This window comes from Janthinobacterium sp. Bl 1 (genome assembly GCF_058215535.1).
On sequence record NZ_CM177086.1, the window covers coordinates 1,773,561 to 1,789,846 of the forward strand.

Consider the following 16,286-nt stretch of genomic DNA (forward strand, 5'->3'; position numbering starts at 1 on the left):
CAGGTCTTCCGGCCGCCACCCTTTTACCAGTCATTCAAGACCCCGCATGCCATGAGAAAAATCGTCGCCACCTTCTTTGCCGCGTTTTCGCTGGCCTTCCTCGCGACCCTGCCGGCCCTGGCCCAGAGCACGCAAGCCACGCCCGCGCGCCAGGCGGCGCCCAGCCCCGCCATGAAAGTGGCCGTGCGGCGCATGCTCGACGCGATGCAGTTCCCGCAACTGACGCGCAGCATCTTCGACCAGATGCTGCAATCGGTGCCCGCCATGATCCGCCAGTCGGCGCAGCAGCAAATCAACAGCAACCCGAAACTGGACGAACAGCGCAAGGCGCGGGCGCTGGCCAGCGCCGAGGAAGAAATCCCCCTGGCCATCGCCACCCTGACGCAGGTACTGGCCGACCCGACCCTGATCGACGAGCTGGGCGACGAAATGGTGCCCCTGTATGCGCGTTTTTACACGGTGCAGGAAGTCGAGCAGCTGACGGCCTTCTACAAGACGCCGCTGGGCCGCAAGATGCTGGCCACCATGCCGCAACTGTCCGCCGAATCGATGGCCATCAGCCAGCGCGTGCTGATCCCCCGCGTGAATGCCGTGCTTGACCAGGTCATGCGGGCGGCCACGCAGTCGCCCCAATAAGATTTTCATTTTAGCTAAGGACCGTATCGTGACCCATAGCTACCATTTTTCCGCCGGCCCCGCCGTCCTGCCCAAGGAAGTGCTGGCGCAAGCGGCCGCCGAGATGCAGGACTGGCATGGCAGCGGCATGTCGGTGATGGAAATGAGCCACCGTGGTCCCGAATTCATTTCCATCTACAAGCAGGCCGTGGCCGACCTGCGCGAACTGCTGGCCGTGCCCGACAACTACAAAATCCTGTTCCTGCAGGGCGGTGGCCTGGGCGAAAACGCCATCATCCCGATGAACCTGGCGGGCCTGGCTGCGCAGCAGCCGGCCACCGTCGACTTCGTGCACACGGGTTCGTGGTCGGGCAAGTCGATCGAGGAAGCGGCCAGGTACGCCAACGTCAACGTGGCCGCGTCGTCCAAGGCTGCCCATTTCACGGGCGTGCCGCCAGTCTCCGAATGGAAGCTGACGCCTGGCGCCGCCTACCTGCACATCTGCACCAATGAAACCATCGACGGCGTGGAATTCCAGCAGGCGCCGAACGTGCCGACAGGGACCACCATCGTGGCCGACATGTCCTCGCACATCCTGTCGCGCGTGATCGACGTGTCGCAATATGGCGTGATCTTCGGCGGCGCGCAGAAAAATATCGGCCCGGCCGGCCTGACCCTGGTCATCGTGCGCGAAGACTTGCTGGGCAAGGCGCTGCAGATCTGCCCGTCCGCCTTCGACTGGACCATCGTGGCCGAACATGAGTCGATGTACAACACGCCGCCCACCTACGGCATCTATATCGCCGGCCTGGTTTTCCAGTGGCTCAAACGCCAGGGTGGCGTTGCGGCCATGGAACAGCGTAATATTGAGAAATCGGCTCTGCTGTACGCAGCGCTCGATGCGGACGACTTCTACCAGAACCGGGTCGAGCCCGCATACCGCTCGCGCATGACCATCCCGTTCTATCTGCGCGATGAAAGTCTGAACGACGCATTCCTGGCTGGCGCCAAGCAGCGCGGCCTGCTGCAACTGAAGGGCCACAAGTCCGTCGGCGGCATGCGTGCATCGATCTATAACGCGATGCCGATCGAAGGCGTGCAAGCCCTGGTCAATTATTTGAACGAGTTTGCCGGACGCTAGAATGCCTGCCAAAAAGTCCAAGGCGTTGTTGCATTGCCTTGTCGTACATTCGTACTGCCAGCGGCAACGCGCCTAGCCCTGATCATTTTGTCCGGCATTCTCATGAGCAAGCGCGCCGGCCCGCCGCCGGCGCAGGCCGTGCGGCCATGATTGAAGTACAGCTGACGAAACAAACCACCATGACCGATAAATTGAAACCGCTGCGCGAACAGATCGATGCGATCGACGCGCAAATCCTCGAACTGCTGAACCGCCGCGCGCAAATCGCCCAGGAAGTGGGTCACGTGAAGGCCGAAACGCAGGCGCCCGTGTTCCGTCCCGAGCGCGAAGCGCAGGTGCTGCGCGGCGTGGCCGAGCGCAATCCCGGTCCTATGGGCGACCGCGAAGTGCAGACCATCTTCCGTGAAATCATGTCGTCCTGCCGCTCGCTGGAAAAGCGCGTGACCGTGGCGTATCTGGGCCCGGCCGGCACCTTCAGCGAACAGGCCGTGTATCAGCAGTTCGGCAGCGCCGTCGAAGGCTTGCCGTGCGCGTCCATCGATGAAGTATTCCGTTCCGCCGAGGCAGGGACGGCGGACTTCGGCGTCGTGCCGATCGAGAATTCCTCGGAAGGCGCCGTCAACCGCACGCTGGACATGATGCTGCAGACTAGCCTCATCATCAGCGGCGAGGTGGCGATCGCCGTGCACCACAGCCTGATGACGAAGAGCGGCAACATGGATGGCGTCACGTCCATCTGCGCCCATTCGCAGGCGCTGGCGCAGTGCCAGGTGTGGCTGAACCAGAATTATCCGCACATCGAGCGCCGCGCCGTGGCCTCGAACGCCGAGGCGGCCCGCATGGCCGGCGAAGATGGCACGGTGGCGGCGATTGCCAGCGAACTGGCGGGCGCGCAGTACAAGCTGGGCGTGGTCAAGGGCCATATCCAGGACGACCCGCACAACCGCACGCGCTTTGCCATCGTGGGCACCTTGCAGACGGCGCCGTCGGGCAAGGACCAGACTTCGCTGGTATTGGCCGTGCCGAACAAGGCGGGCGCCGTGTACCAGTTGCTGGCGCCCCTGGCCAAGCACGGCGTGTCGATGACGCGCTTCGAGTCGCGCCCGGCGCGCATGGGCAGCTGGGAGTATTATTTCTATGTCGACGTGGAGGGCCACGTGCACGATGCCGCCGTGGCCCAGGCGCTGGCCGAGCTGCAGAGCAATGCGGCGTTTTTCAAGGTGCTGGGGTCGTATCCGGTCAGTCTGTGACTTCGATTGATGCCTGTGGTGGTGTCGGATTACGCTGCGCTAATCCGACCTACCCGACATACGGTAAGCTGTAGCTTGGGTTAGCGCAGCGTAACCCAACAAACCACCTCCATTGACTGCCATTCATTCACCAACTTTTAAAGAACACCATGTCTAAAAATATCGGTCCAGAATACGTCCGCGCCATCGCCCCTTACCAGAGCGGCAAGCCGATCGCGGAAGTTGCGCGCGAATTCGGCCTCGACGAGGCAGCCATCGTCAAACTGGCGTCGAATGAAAACCCGTACGGCATGCCGGAGTCGGCGAAGCAGGCGATGATCGCCGCCATCGACGACCTGGGCCGCTATCCGGACGCCAACGGCTTCGACTTGAAAGCCGTGCTGTCCAATCGCTACGACGTGCCGGCCGACTGGATCACCCTGGGCAATGGCAGCAACGACATCCTGGAAATCGCCGCGCACGCGTTCGTGCAGCATGGCCAATCCGTCGTGTACTCCCAGTACTCGTTCGCCGTGTACGCGCTGGCCACGCAAGGCCTGGGCGCGCGCCACATCGTCGTGCCGGCGCAAGCCTATGGCCATGATCTGGACGCGATGGCGGCGGCGATTGCTGACGATACGCGACTGGTCTTTATCGCCAACCCGAACAACCCGACCGGCACCTTCCTGACGGCCGCGCAGCTGGAAGCCTTCCTGCAAAAAGTGCCGGCGCATGTCGTCGTTGTGCTGGACGAGGCCTACAACGAATTCCTGTCGGCCGGCGACCAGTACGAGTCGACGGCGTGGGTGCGCCAGTATCCGAACCTGGTGGTGTCGCGTACCCTGTCGAAGGCCTACGGCCTGGCCGGCCTGCGCATCGGCTTTGCCATCGCCCAGCCCGTGCTGACGGACCTGATGAACCGCATTCGCCAGCCGTTCAACGTCAACTCGCTGGCGCAGGCGGCCGCGATTGCCGCCCTGAACGACAAGGCCTTCCTCGAGCAAAGTGCGCGCAACAACGCGGCCGGCTACCAGCAGTTCACGGAAGCGTTCGCGCAACTGGGCCTGGAATACGTGCCATCGCACGGCAATTTCGTGCTGGTGAAAGTGGGCGACGACGATGAAGCGGGCGCGCGCGTGAACCTGGCGCTGCTGAAACAGGGCGTGATCGTGCGTCCCGTCGGCAGCTATGGCTTGCCGCAATGGCTGCGCATTTCCATCGGCCTGCCGCAGGAAAACACCATCTTTATCGCCGCGCTGACGAAAGCGCTGGCCTGACGATATGACGACGCCTGCACTGAACAAGGTAGTGATCTTTGGCGTAGGCCTGATCGGGGGCTCGTTCGCGCGCGCCCTGAAACACGCGGGCGCGGTGCCAAGCGTTGTCGGCATGGGCCGCTCGCCGGCGTCGATGGCGCGCGCACTCGAACTTGGCATCATCGACGCCATCGGCGGCGACATGGCGCAAGCCTTGCATGGCGCAGACCTGGTGCTGCTGGCCGCGCCCGTGGCGCAGACGGGCGCCATCCTGGCATCCATCGCGCCGCACCTGCAGCCGGGCACCATCGTCACCGATGCGGGTAGCACGAAGAGCGACGTGGTGGCGGCTGCGCGCGCGGCGCTCGGTGGCAAGGTGGGGCAATTCGTGCCTGGCCACCCGATCGCGGGGCGCGAGACGAATGGTCCCGATGCCGCCATCATCGACCTGTATCAAGGCAAGAAGGTGGTGCTCACGCCGCTGGCGGAAAACGCCGTGGACGACGTGGAGCGCGTGGCGGCCGCGTGGCGCGCCTGCGGCGCCATCCTGCACACCTTGAGCCCCGAAGAACATGACAAGGTGTTTGCCGCCGTCAGCCATCTGCCGCATCTGCTGGCCTTTGCGCTGGTCGACGACATCGCCAACAAACCGCACGCGGGCTTGCTGTTCCAATACGCGGCCAGCGGCTTTCGCGACTTTACGCGCATCGCCGGCTCATCGCCGGAAATGTGGCGCGACATCAGCCTGGCCAACCAGCCGGCGCTGCTGCACGAACTGGACGCCTACCTGGCGCAGTTGACGACCTTGCGCGCCCACCTGGCCGCGAACGACGGCGCCGCCATCGAGGGCGTGTATGCGAACGCCCAGCACGCGCGGCAGCAATGGATCGAGGCGATTGAAACGGCGGAAGTGCCGGCCGCGCCCACACGATAAATACTCAAGGATTCCAGCATGACCCAGACCAAGTACTACCCCCACCATATCGATCTGAAACCGGTGATGCATGCCGAAGGCACGGTGCGCCTGCCCGGCTCGAAAAGCATTTCCAACCGTGTGCTGCTGCTGGCCGCACTGGCCAAGGGCACGACGAAAATCATCGACCTGCTCGCCTCCGACGACACCTTCGTCATGCTGACGGCCTTGACGTCGCTGGGCGTGAAATGGACGCAGGATGAATTGACGGGCGACCCGGCCACCGCCCACCAGGTGCACCACGTGGAAGGTTGCGGCGGCGTGTTCCCGCACCACGAGGCGGACCTGTTCATGGGCAACGCCGGCACGGCGATCCGTCCGCTGACGGCGGCCCTGGCCGTGATCGGCGGCGACTACACCCTGCATGGCGTGTCGCGCATGCATGAGCGCCCGATCGGCGACCTGGTCGACGCGCTGAACGCCGTCGGCACGCAGATCGAATACACGGGCGAGCAGGGCTTCCCGCCGCTGCGCATCCGCCGCGGCCACATCCACGCGCAGCGCATCGCCGTGCGCGGCAACGTGTCGAGCCAGTTTTTGACGGCCCTCCTGATGGTGGCGCCGCTGATGGCGCGCGACCATGCGGTGACAATCGACGTCACGGGCGAGCTGATTTCGAAGCCGTACATCGAGATCACCCTGAACCTGATGCGCCGCTTTGGCGTGACGGTCGAGCATGACGGCTGGCAGTCGTTCACCGTGCAGCCGGGCCAACAATACCAGAGCCCGGGCACGATCCACGTGGAAGGCGACGCGTCGTCGGCCTCGTACTTCCTGGCGGCCGGCGCCATCGGCGGCGGTCCCGTGCGCGTGGAAGGCGTGGGACGCGACAGCATCCAGGGCGATGTGCGTTTCGTCGAAGCCTTGCAGCAGATGGGCGCGACCATCACCATGGGTGAGAACTGGATCGAGGCCCGCTCGAACGGTGTATTGAAAGCCGTCGACATGGACTTCAACCACATTCCCGACGCGGCCATGACGATCGCCGTGGCGGCCCTGTACGCGGACGGCACCAGCACTTTGCGCAATATCGCCAGCTGGCGGGTGAAGGAAACGGACCGCCTGGCCGCCATGGCCACGGAGTTGCGCAAACTCGGTGCCGAAGTGGAAGAGGGCGCCGACTACCTGCGCGTGACGCCGCCGGCCGAGATCGCCGCCGCCACCATCGACACCTATGACGACCACCGCATGGCCATGTGCTTCTCGCTGGCCTCGCTGGACGGCGCCGCGCGCCGCGGCAACGACATGCGCATCAACGACCCGAAATGCGTGGCCAAGACCTTCCCCGAGTATTTCGCCGCGTTTGCGGGGATTGCCAAAGACAGTCTTATTTAACCGAAGGCAACTTTGGGGTCAGACCCGTCGGGGGACTTACTCCGAAGGCAATGGGGTCAGACCCGTCGGGTCTGACCCCAGCTCTTGTTTTTGGGTTTAGTTTTTTTAAAGTGACAAAATAATGCCGACCTCCCACATCCCAGTCATCGCCATCGACGGCCCCACCGCTTCCGGCAAGGGCACGGTGGCGCACCGCGTGGCCGACAAGCTGGGCTTTCATTACCTCGATTCGGGCGCGCTGTACCGCCTGACGGCCTTGAGCGCGCTGCGCCGCGGCACGGACTTGCGCGACGAGCATGCGCTGGCCAAGCTGGCCGAGCACTTGCCTTGCCACTTTGCCAATGGCGAGATCCTGCTGGCGCAGGAAAACGTCACCGAGCAGATCCGTGCCGAAGAAGTGGGCAATACGGCGTCGAAGATTGCCGTGTTGCCAACCGTACGCCAGGCCCTGGTCAGCTTGCAGCTGGGTTTTCGCAAGACGCCGGGCCTGGTGGCCGACGGGCGCGACATGGGCACGGTGATCTTCCCGCACGCCCAGTTGAAGGTGTTCCTGACGGCCAGCGTCGAGGCGCGCGCGCAACGGCGTTACAAGCAATTGATAGACAAGGGTTTTTCTGCTAATATGGAAGACCTTCTGATGGATTTGCAGGCGCGGGACGAACGTGATACTCACCGTGCGATTGCGCCGCTGGTCCCCGCGGAAGGGGCGCATGTCCTCGATACGTCGGAAATGACGGCAGATGTTGCCGTCGAAACCGTGTTGAAATGGTATGCCGCCGCAGCAAAATAGCGTGTTGTTGTGCTATGTGGTGCCCGTTGACGGCTCCTGGCCTGTCCGGGTGTGTCAAAAACCTAACCCAGTTTAAGTCGCATCGTGCGATCTCTGCTGGATAACCTGTGTGAACCCTATGTCTACTGTTACAACTAACGAATCTACCGGTATGGAAAGTTTTGCTGCGCTCTTCGAGGAATCGTTGTCGCGTCAAGATATGCGCTCCGGCGAAGTTATTTCCGCTGAAGTCGTGCGCCTCGACCACAATTTCGTGATCGTGAACGCTGGCCTCAAATCCGAAGCATTCATCCCTGTCGAAGAATTCAAGAACGACCACGGCGAACTGGAAGTCAAAGTTGGTGACTTCGTTTCCGTGGCGATCGAATCGCTGGAAAATGGTTTCGGCGATACCATCCTGTCGCGCGATAAAGCCAAGCGTCTGGCTTCGTGGCTGGCTCTGGAAAAAGCAATGGAATCGGGCGAAATCGTCGTCGGTACCGTCAATGGTAAAGTCAAAGGCGGTCTGACCGTGTTGACCAACGGCATCCGCGCATTCCTGCCGGGCTCGCTGGTTGATACCCGTCCTGTCAAAGACACGACCCCATTCGAAGGCAAAACCCTCGAATTCAAAGTGATCAAGCTGGATCGCAAGCGTAACAACGTGGTTCTGTCCCGCCGCGCCGTCATCGAAGCTTCGATGGGCGAAGAGCGTCAGAAACTGATGGAAACGCTGAAAGAAGGCACGGTCGTGACCGGCGTCGTCAAAAATATCACCGACTACGGCGCGTTCGTGGATCTGGGCGGTATTGATGGCCTGCTGCACATCACCGACCTGGCATGGCGCCGTGTACGTCACCCGTCGGAAGTACTGACGGTTGGCCAGGAAATCACCGCCAAAGTCCTGAAATACGATCAAGAGAAAAACCGTGTTTCGCTGGGCGTGAAACAACTGGGCGACGATCCTTGGACCGGTCTGTCCCGTCGTTACCCACAAAGCACCCGTCTGTTCGGTAAAGTAACGAACCTGACCGACTACGGCGCGTTCGTTGAAGTGGAACAGGGTATCGAAGGTCTGGTACACGTTTCCGAAATGGACTGGACGAACAAAAACGTTGCTCCTAACAAAGTTGTCCAACTGGGCGACGAAGTAGAAGTGATGGTTCTGGAAATCGACGAAGAGCGTCGTCGTATCTCGCTGGGTATGAAACAGTGCAAAGCCAACCCTTGGGATGACTTTGGCGTTACCCACAAGAAGGGCGATAAAGTCCGCGGCGCGATCAAATCGATCACCGACTTCGGCGTGTTCATCGGCCTGGCCGGCAACATCGACGGTCTGGTGCACCTGTCCGACCTGTCCTGGACCGAAACCGGCGAAGAAGCCGTGCGTCGCTTCAAGAAAGGTGACGAACTGGAAGCCATCGTTCTGGCCATCGACGTTGAGCGCGAGCGCGTTTCCCTGGGCGTCAAGCAACTGGAAGGTGACCCATTCAACAACTTCGCAGCCATGAACGACAAAGGCTCGCTGGTAACCGGTACCGTTAAATCGGTTGAGCCTAAAGGCGCCGTGATCCAACTGTCCGAAGAAGTTGAAGGCTACCTGCGCGCTTCCGAAATCTCGCGCGACCGCGTTGAAGATGCTGGTACGCACCTGAAAGTCGGCGACACCGTCGAAGCTATGGTACTGAACATCGACCGCAAAGCCCGTGGTATCCAACTGTCGATCAAAGCGAAAGACAACGTTGAAACCCAGGAAGCTATGCAGAAGATGGCAGCTACCGACAACAACGCAGCTTCGGGCACCACCAGCCTGGGCGCCTTGTTGAAAGCTAAGTTCGATAACAAGAACTAAGACTTCGCGGATACTGGCAGATGACAAAGTCCGAGCTGATCAACCGCCTCGCTGAGCGTTATTCTCAGCTGGTGGCGAAAGATGCGGAGTATGCCGTCAAGACCATTCTCGATGCGATGACCAACGCCCTGGCGACCGGTCAGCGTATCGAGATCCGCGGTTTTGGCAGTTTTGCCCTGAACAGCAGGCCCCCGCGCATCGGCCGCAACCCGAAATCCGGCGACAAGGTGATGGTTCCCGAAAAACGGGTACCCCACTTCAAACCGGGCAAACAGTTGCGCGAGCGCGTGGACGCGATGGTCGGGCAACCGATTATCGAGGATTAATCGTCTGCTGGAAGGCGGACAATAAAGAGCGGCGTCCTTGGATGCCGCTTTTTTTTGTTAATATGCTGTAGAGCACTGCTCAAACCTGCTGCGCGGCGCGCTTTGCGGCCGGCGATGCTCACCGTACTTCAGTACGGTTGCGCTTCTCGGCCACAAATCACTGCCGCTCGCTACGGTTTGATCAGCACTCCACGTTTGCGCCATTTGCCATTTGCCATGTCGCACGGGCATTTTTTTGTTCTTTCTGGACCTATCGATGAAAATCATCTCCACCATCGTTGGCTGTGTTCTTTTCGTCCTGTTCTTCAGTTTTGCGCTGAAGAATGCGCAGGTTGTCGACCTGCATGTTTTCCTCAATTATGAAATTCGCGGCCCCCTGGTCCTGATGCTGCTGGGCTTTTTTGTCGCTGGCGCGAGCCTGGGCGTACTGGCCCTGACGCCGACCGTGTTCCGTCACCGCCGCGAAGCGACCAAGCAAAAAACCACCATTGCCGCGCTGCAGACCGTCGGCGTGGCCAGCAATGTCCAGCCGCAACCGGACAGCGTGAGCGCGCAGTAAGCGCCGCCGTCGCTCCTATCTCTCTTACTCGAATAAAAACAATCGCATGGATTTTGAACTCTGGTGGCTCTTGGGTATCCCGATGTTTTTCGCGCTGGGCTGGATTGCCGCGCGTGTGGACATTCATCAACTGGTGTCCGAATCGCGCAGCCTGCCGCGCAATTATTTCAAGGGCTTGAATTTCCTGCTCAACGAGCAGCATGACAAGGCCATCGACGCCTTCATCGAAGTCGTCAAGCTGGACCCGGAATCGGCCGATATGCACTTTGCGCTGGGCAACCTGTTCCGCCGCCGCGGCGAAACGGAGCGCGCGATTCGCGTGCACCAGAACTTGCTGGCGCGCCCGGACCTGCCGCTGGAACAGCAGGGCCATGCCGCCTATGAGCTGGGCATGGATTACCTGAAAGCAGGCTTGCTGGACCGCGCCGAAGAAACCTTCAACAGCCTGATCGACACGCAATATGCGGCCCAGGCACGCCGCGCGCTGCTGGAAATCTATCAGCGCGAAAAGGAATGGCCACGCGCCATCGAAGCGGCCGTGGGCTTGCAGGAATCGGGCGCCGGTGCGCGCCAGAAGGAAATCGCCCAGTTCTATTGCGAACTGGCGCATGACGCGCTCGTGCACATGAAGCCGGACGACGCCATGCCGCTGCTGGAAAAAGCCCTGCAGACGGACCGCAAGAGCGTGCGCGCCACCATCCTGACGGGCGACGTGCTGCTGGCGCGCGGCGACGTGGAAGGCGCGCTGACCACCTGGCGCCGCGTGGAGCAGCAAAGCGTGCCGCACGTGGCCCTGGTGGCGCAGCGCCTGATGGATGGCTACACCAAGCTGGGCCGTGCGCAGGAAGGCGTCAACCTGCTGCGTTCCTACCTGGAAGAGGCGTCGTCGATCGACCTGATCGAAGTCGTCTTCAAGGCCGTCATCGAGCTCGACGGCGTGGAAGCGGCGAAGCAGCTGGTCAGCGCCGAGCTGCGCCGCACACCGACCTTGCTGGGCCTCGATAAACTGCTGGAAGCGCGCATGATGGATGCGCCGGCCGCGATCTGGTCCGAGCTGTCGATGGTGAAAAACCTCGTGCACGGCTACACGCAGAAGCTGGCCCGCTACCAGTGCAGCCACTGCGGCTTCAAGGCGCGCCAGTTCTACTGGCACTGCCCTGGCTGCAACAAGTGGGAGACTTACCCACCACGCCGCACCGAAGAACTCAATGTCATGAACTGATTCGTACACGTCACCTTGCCCTGAGCAATGTGGCGTGTACTTCTATGTAAGACCTGCTTTTTATCCATACGGTACATCCATGAAAATCACTATTATCGGCACCGGCTATGTTGGCCTCGTGACCGGCGCCTGCCTGGCGGAGCTGGGCAACGACGTCTTTTGCCTCGACCTGGACGCACAGAAGGTCGCCTTGCTCAACAGCGGCGGCATTCCCATCCATGAACCGGGCCTGGAAGAAGTCGTGGCACGCAACCGCGCCGCCGGGCGCATGACCTTTTCCACCGACATTGAAGCGGCGGCCGCACACGGCGTGATGCAATTCATCGCCGTCGGCACGCCGCCCGATGAAGACGGCTCGGCCGACCTGCAATACGTGCTGGCCGCCGCGCGCGGCATCGGCAAGTACATGACGGACTTCAAGGTCATCGTCGACAAGTCGACCGTGCCCGTCGGTACGGCCGAAAAAGTGCGCGCCGCCATTCAGGGCGAACTCGATGCGCGCGGCGTGGCCGCCACGTTCTCGGTCGCGTCGAACCCGGAATTCCTCAAGGAAGGCGCGGCTGTCGAAGACTTCATGCGCCCCGACCGCATCGTCATCGGCGTCGACGCCACGCCGGAAGGCGAACGCGCGCGCGAATTGCTGAAAAGCCTGTACGCGCCGTTCAACCGCAACCACGAACGCACCTACTGGATGGACGTGCGCTCGGCCGAATTCACGAAGTATGCGGCCAACGCCATGCTGGCCACGCGCATCTCGTTCATGAATGAACTGGCGAACCTGGCCGACAAGGTGGGCGTCGACATCGAAGCCGTGCGCCACGGCATCGGCTCCGACCCGCGCATCGGCTACAGCTTCCTGTACGCCGGCTGCGGCTATGGCGGTTCGTGCTTCCCGAAAGACGTGCAGGCGCTCGAGCGCACGGCGCGCGGCCACGGCCAGGAATTGTTGATCCTGCGCGCCGTCGAAGCCGTCAACGACCAGCAGAAGCAGGTGCTGGGACGCAAAGTGGTTACTCGCTTCGGCGAAGATCTGACGGGCCGGCATTTCGCCGTGTGGGGCCTGGCCTTCAAGCCGAATACGGACGACATGCGCGAAGCGTCGGCCCGCGTGCTGCTGGCCGACTTGCTGGCGCGCGGCGCCACCGTGGCCGTGTACGACCCCGTCGCCATGGCCGAGGCGCGCCGCGTGCTGCAGCTGGACTTGACGCCGGAGCAGTTGGCGAAGGTACGTTTTGCCGACAGTTCGAAGGATGCGCTGCAGGATGCCGATGCGCTGGTCATCGTGACCGAATGGAAAGCCTTCCGCAGCCCGGACTTCGAGCAGGTCAAGGCGCGCCTGAAGCAGGCCGTGATCTTTGACGGGCGCAACCTGTTCGAGCCGGCCGTCATGGCCGAGAACGGCATCGAATACCACGGGATCGGTCGCTCGATCCTGACGCGCGCATGAGCGCCCAAGAGGTGGTCGCCTTGACGGCGCCGGCCGCATTGGCCCAGGTACGCCTGCTGGTGGTGGGCGACGTGATGCTGGATCGCTACTGGTTCGGCGATGTCAGCCGTATTTCGCCGGAAGCGCCCGTGCCCATCGTGCGCATCGAGAAGCGCGAAGAGCGCCTGGGCGGTGCTGCCAACGTGGCGCGCAACGCGGCCGCGCTGGGAGCGAAGACGAGCTTGCTGGGCGTGGTCGGCGACGACGAGGCCGGCAGCCAGGTCGAACGCCTGCTCGAGGGCGGCGGCATCCACAGCTATCTGCAGCGCGATGCGGCCATTTCCACCATCATCAAGCTGCGCGTGATCGGCCGCCAGCAGCAGATGCTGCGCATTGATTTCGAGGATGCGCCCAGCGATACGGTGCTGCGCGACAAGCTGGCGCAGTTCAATGCGCTCTTGCCGCACTACGATGTGGTGATCCTGTCGGACTACGCCAAGGGCAGCCTGGTGAACGTGGCCGAGATGATCAAGGCGGCACGTGCGGCCGGCAAGATCGTCATGGTCGACCCGAAAGGCGATGATTTCAGCCGCTATACAGGAGCGTCAGTGCTCACTCCGAATAAATCGGAACTGCGCCGCGTGATCGGCAACTGGAGCACGGAAGAGCAATTGACGGAACGCGCGCAGCAGATGCGCGCGCAGCTGGGCCTGGACGCCTTGCTGCTGACCCGTTCCGAAGAAGGCATGAGCTTGTACACGGCCGATGAGGTGCTGCACATGCCGACCGATGCGCGCGAAGTGTTCGACGTCTCGGGCGCCGGCGACACAGTGATCGCCACCATGGCGGCCATGCTGGGCGCCGGCATGGGCCTGGGCGAGGCCGTGCGCACGGCCAACCGGGCCGGCGGCATCGTCGTCGGCAAGCTGGGCACGGCCACCGTCACCCGCGACGAGCTGTTCCCGCAGTAACTATGTTGTATCACCTGCGCCAGGCCGTTTGATCTGGCGCAGGTTTTCCCCTCCTTCCGCTGTCCAGTCTTGTCAACCGTATCACGCCACAGCCGTTAAAGCCGTTAAGGCGCTGCTCTTCCCTTGCGTTCGAGTCATCTTGAAACCACACCACGGAGAGATACCCATGTTCAAAAAAATACTGCTGGCCATCGCCACCTTGATTGCGACGATGGGCTTTGCCTTTGCCCAGGTTGATGTCAACAAGGCGGACCAGGCGGCACTCGACAGCGTCAAGGGCATCGGCCCCGTCACGTCGAAAGCCATCATCGATGAACGTGCCAAGGGCGGCGCCTTCAAGGATTGGGCCGATTTCGAAAGCCGCGTGAAGGGCATCGGCCCGAAAAGTTCCGTGAAGCTGTCGGAAGCGGGCTTGCAGGTGAATGGCCAGTCCATGTCCGGCGCGCCAGCGGCGCCCGCTCCGGCGGCGAAAGCTGCCCCGGCAAAAAAGGAAGCTGCTGTGAAGGAAGTTGCAGCGAAAGAAGCCGCACCGAAGCCAGCTGCTGCGACCGACACCGCTGCGGCGCCAGCCAAGACAGCCGCTGAAACGAAGAAAGAAGCTGCTGCTGCGAAGAAAGAAGCCAAGGCCGCCGCTGCCGCTGCGAAAAAAGAAGCAGCCGCCGCCAAGGTCGTCCCTGCCGCCGCCACTGCGCCAGCCGCCGCCGATGCCGCCCCCGTGAAAACGGCTGCCGAAATGAAGAAGGAAGCTGCTGCCGAGAAGAAGGCGGCTGCTGCCGCCAAGAAAGAAGCCAAGGCTGCGGAAGCGGCTGCGAAGAAGGAAGCCAAGCTGGCTGCGGCCGATGCGAAGAAGGCAGAAGCCGAGAAAAAGTAAGCGTGTTGCTGTAAGGCGTGTTGCGCGGTGGTGCCGCGCAGCACGAGAAGAAAACCCCGCGTGGTACCGGCCGCGCGGGGTTTTTTTTATGTGGCTACAGCTGCGACTCGATCGGCAGCCAGCGCATCACGGACACCAGCATGCGGCGCCAGAAGCCCGTTTCCGGATCCTGCGCCCACACTTTGGCGGGCTCTTCGGTTGCGTCGGACCAGCGCAGGGCACCGTTGTCGAGGAATAAACGGTAGCTGGTGTCGCTCGCCGTCGAGTGCAGGAACAGCGTGCGCATGTCCGCCGCCAGCGCGGCATCGTCGAACAGCACGCCCATTTCCGTGTTCAGCTGGGCCGAGCGCGGGTCGAGGTTGAAGGAGCCGACGAAGCCCCGCTGGCCATCGACCACCACGGCCTTGGTATGCAGGCTGGCGCGGCTCGAGCCCATCAGGCTGATGCGCTTGCGGTGCTGGGTCTTCAATTCAAACAGGTCGACGCCACCGCCCAGCAGCATCTGGCGGTAGCGCGCATAGCCCGCATGGACGAGGGCCACGTCGGTGGCGGCCAGCGAGTTGGTCAGTACCTGGACCTTGACGCCGGCGGCGACCTTGTCGGCCAGGGTCCGCGTCAGTTCCGTGCCGGGCACAAAATAGGGTGAGGTCAGCAGCGCTTCCTCGCGCGCGTCCGTCAGCAGGGGCAGCAAGCTGTGCATGAGCCAGTGCTCGCTGCGCTGCAAACTGGCGATGGGCGCGGCTTTTTCCGGCGGGTCCGACAATACTTGCACTTGGGTACTCCAGTGCAGGCGCACGCGGCCATCGAGGTGGGCCTGCAGCTGGCCCGCATCGGTCAGCTGGCGCAGGTAGGGAGAAGCGCCCAGTTCGCCCGTGAGCGCGTCGAGGCGGGCGCGCACAGCCTGCAGTTCAGCCCCACCCGCGTCCTTGCCCTCGTGCAAGGCGCCGATGGGGATGACGGCGCGGCTGTTCCAGAAGCGGTCGAAGATGTCGCTCGTCTGTTGCACGGCGGGCCCCACCAGCAGCAAGTCGGCATCCTGGAAATTGACTTGTTCGGCGGCATCGAAGTATTCGTCGCCGATATTGCGCCCGCCGACGAGGGCGACCCTGCCGTCGACGATCCAGGCCTTGTTGTGCATGCGCCGGTTCAGGCTGACGGCGCGCAAGGCCATTTCCACGGCGCGCATCCAGATGCCGTCGCGGTTGCGGCCCGGATTGAAGATGCGCACGTCGATCAGCGGATGGCTGTCGAGCGCGAGGATGGCCGCGTCCTGGCCTCGTGCGTTGATATCGTCGAGCAATACGCGCACGCGCACGCCGCGGTCGGCCGCGCGCAGCAGTTCGCGCACCAGCAGGCGTCCTGTGACGTCGTTATGCCAGATGTAGTATTGCAGGTCGAGGCTGCGGCCCGCTTCGCGCGCGCTCAGGGCGCGCAGGGCGAACGCTTCCAGATTGTCGTCGATCAGGGCCGTGCCGCTGTGGCCCGGGCGTTGCGCCAGCTGCGGCGCCAGCACGCGGTCGAGCAGGGTGGCATCGATCGCCACGGGCAAGGCCGTGCCCGGCGCGCCCAGCGAGCGTTCGGCGAAGCGCCCGTAGCTGTACAGGGCGGCGATGCTGAGCACGGCAAACAAGGTGGCCAGCAGCAGCAATTTGACGAGCATGCGGCGCACCGTCAGTGGACCGCGCGCAGGCTGCGGCGTGCGGAGTGAAGGGTGGTCAGGCGCATGCGGTGTCTTTCGTGA

Annotated in this window: 15 protein-coding genes; 14 read left to right on the forward strand and 1 reads right to left on the reverse strand. The window is 62.7% G+C overall.

Annotation, left to right across the window (positions count from 1 at the left end):
- The first annotated feature begins 51 nt into the window (after positions 1-51).
- From AC4BCN_RS08020 to AC4BCN_RS08085, 14 genes are all read left to right on the forward strand, one after another.
- On the forward strand, positions 52-636 hold the full coding sequence (locus AC4BCN_RS08020) for a DUF2059 domain-containing protein (RefSeq protein ID WP_331777441.1): 585 nt from the start codon (positions 52-54) through the stop codon (positions 634-636).
- Positions 637-664: 28 nt separating this feature from the next.
- Positions 665-1,756, forward strand: coding sequence for a 3-phosphoserine/phosphohydroxythreonine transaminase (gene serC / locus AC4BCN_RS08025; RefSeq protein ID WP_490492978.1), 1,092 nt, complete (start codon positions 665-667; stop codon positions 1,754-1,756).
- A 179-nt stretch (positions 1,757-1,935) separates the two neighbouring features.
- Positions 1,936-3,006 (forward strand): prephenate dehydratase, encoded by a 1,071-nt coding sequence (gene pheA, locus AC4BCN_RS08030; RefSeq protein ID WP_485882642.1) that lies wholly within the window; start codon positions 1,936-1,938, stop codon positions 3,004-3,006.
- 149 nt (positions 3,007-3,155) lie between these two features.
- The gene (gene hisC, locus AC4BCN_RS08035; RefSeq protein ID WP_490492980.1) at positions 3,156-4,262 is read left to right on the forward strand and encodes a histidinol-phosphate transaminase; all 1,107 of its coding nucleotides are present in this window, start codon (positions 3,156-3,158) and stop codon (positions 4,260-4,262) included.
- 4 nt (positions 4,263-4,266) lie between these two features.
- Positions 4,267-5,175, forward strand: coding sequence for a prephenate dehydrogenase (locus AC4BCN_RS08040; RefSeq protein WP_490492981.1), 909 nt, complete (start codon positions 4,267-4,269; stop codon positions 5,173-5,175).
- An 18-nt stretch (positions 5,176-5,193) separates the two neighbouring features.
- Entirely contained in the window at positions 5,194-6,549 is a 1,356-nt protein-coding gene (gene aroA / locus AC4BCN_RS08045) for a 3-phosphoshikimate 1-carboxyvinyltransferase (RefSeq protein ID WP_490492982.1), read from the forward strand.
- 121 nt (positions 6,550-6,670) lie between these two features.
- A complete protein-coding gene (cmk, locus tag AC4BCN_RS08050; RefSeq protein WP_046682679.1) occupies positions 6,671-7,339 on the forward strand; it encodes a (d)CMP kinase in 669 nt (222 codons plus the stop codon).
- A 118-nt stretch (positions 7,340-7,457) separates the two neighbouring features.
- Positions 7,458-9,170, forward strand: coding sequence for a 30S ribosomal protein S1 (gene rpsA / locus AC4BCN_RS08055; protein WP_071650172.1), 1,713 nt, complete (start codon positions 7,458-7,460; stop codon positions 9,168-9,170).
- A 20-nt stretch (positions 9,171-9,190) separates the two neighbouring features.
- Positions 9,191-9,496, forward strand: coding sequence for an integration host factor subunit beta (locus AC4BCN_RS08060; protein WP_008446215.1), 306 nt, complete (start codon positions 9,191-9,193; stop codon positions 9,494-9,496).
- 256 nt (positions 9,497-9,752) lie between these two features.
- Positions 9,753-10,055: a LapA family protein gene (locus AC4BCN_RS08065; protein WP_034751796.1), complete on the forward strand. Its 303-nt coding sequence runs from the start codon at positions 9,753-9,755 to the stop codon at positions 10,053-10,055.
- Positions 10,056-10,101: 46 nt separating this feature from the next.
- On the forward strand, positions 10,102-11,277 hold the full coding sequence (gene lapB, locus AC4BCN_RS08070; RefSeq protein ID WP_128140247.1) for a lipopolysaccharide assembly protein LapB: 1,176 nt from the start codon (positions 10,102-10,104) through the stop codon (positions 11,275-11,277).
- 79 nt (positions 11,278-11,356) lie between these two features.
- Positions 11,357-12,724, forward strand: a complete 1,368-nt coding sequence (locus tag AC4BCN_RS08075) for a UDP-glucose dehydrogenase family protein (protein ID WP_072454428.1) — start codon at positions 11,357-11,359, stop codon at positions 12,722-12,724.
- Positions 12,721-13,674, forward strand: coding sequence for a D-glycero-beta-D-manno-heptose-7-phosphate kinase (rfaE1, locus tag AC4BCN_RS08080; protein ID WP_051991229.1), 954 nt, complete (start codon positions 12,721-12,723; stop codon positions 13,672-13,674). The genes AC4BCN_RS08075 and rfaE1 overlap by 4 nt, the downstream gene beginning before the upstream one ends.
- Before the next feature lie 166 nt (positions 13,675-13,840).
- The gene (locus tag AC4BCN_RS08085) at positions 13,841-14,545 is read left to right on the forward strand and encodes a ComEA family DNA-binding protein (RefSeq protein ID WP_490492983.1); all 705 of its coding nucleotides are present in this window, start codon (positions 13,841-13,843) and stop codon (positions 14,543-14,545) included.
- A gap of 94 nt (positions 14,546-14,639) precedes the next feature.
- Here the strand turns inward: AC4BCN_RS08085 and AC4BCN_RS08090 are convergent, their stop codons facing one another.
- Positions 14,640-16,205 carry a phospholipase D family protein gene (locus AC4BCN_RS08090; protein WP_490492984.1) on the reverse strand — a complete coding sequence of 522 codons (1,566 nt, stop codon included), beginning with the start codon at positions 16,203-16,205 and terminating at the stop codon, positions 14,640-14,642.
- Between the last annotated feature and the right edge of the window lie 81 nt (positions 16,206-16,286).

Bases quoted from the DNA above. Each gene is read 5' to 3' on its own strand.
- AC4BCN_RS08020 (WP_331777441.1), top strand. From the start codon at position 52: ATGAGAAAAATCGTCGCCACCTTCTTTGCCGCGTTTTCGCTGGCCTTC.
- pheA (WP_485882642.1), top strand. From the start codon at position 1,936: ATGACCGATAAATTGAAACCGCTGCGCGAACAGATCGATGCGATCGAC.
- hisC (WP_490492980.1), top strand. From the start codon at position 3,156: ATGTCTAAAAATATCGGTCCAGAATACGTCCGCGCCATCGCCCCTTAC.
- AC4BCN_RS08040 (WP_490492981.1), top strand. From the start codon at position 4,267: ATGACGACGCCTGCACTGAACAAGGTAGTGATCTTTGGCGTAGGCCTG.
- aroA (WP_490492982.1), top strand. From the start codon at position 5,194: ATGACCCAGACCAAGTACTACCCCCACCATATCGATCTGAAACCGGTG.
- cmk (WP_046682679.1), top strand. From the start codon at position 6,671: ATGCCGACCTCCCACATCCCAGTCATCGCCATCGACGGCCCCACCGCT.
- rpsA (WP_071650172.1), top strand. From the start codon at position 7,458: ATGTCTACTGTTACAACTAACGAATCTACCGGTATGGAAAGTTTTGCT.
- AC4BCN_RS08060 (WP_008446215.1), top strand. From the start codon at position 9,191: ATGACAAAGTCCGAGCTGATCAACCGCCTCGCTGAGCGTTATTCTCAG.
- AC4BCN_RS08065 (WP_034751796.1), top strand. From the start codon at position 9,753: ATGAAAATCATCTCCACCATCGTTGGCTGTGTTCTTTTCGTCCTGTTC.
- lapB (WP_128140247.1), top strand. From the start codon at position 10,102: ATGGATTTTGAACTCTGGTGGCTCTTGGGTATCCCGATGTTTTTCGCG.
- AC4BCN_RS08075 (WP_072454428.1), top strand. From the start codon at position 11,357: ATGAAAATCACTATTATCGGCACCGGCTATGTTGGCCTCGTGACCGGC.
- rfaE1 (WP_051991229.1), top strand. From the start codon at position 12,721: ATGAGCGCCCAAGAGGTGGTCGCCTTGACGGCGCCGGCCGCATTGGCC.
- AC4BCN_RS08085 (WP_490492983.1), top strand. From the start codon at position 13,841: ATGTTCAAAAAAATACTGCTGGCCATCGCCACCTTGATTGCGACGATG.
- AC4BCN_RS08090 (WP_490492984.1), bottom strand. From the start codon at position 16,205: ATGCTCGTCAAATTGCTGCTGCTGGCCACCTTGTTTGCCGTGCTCAGC.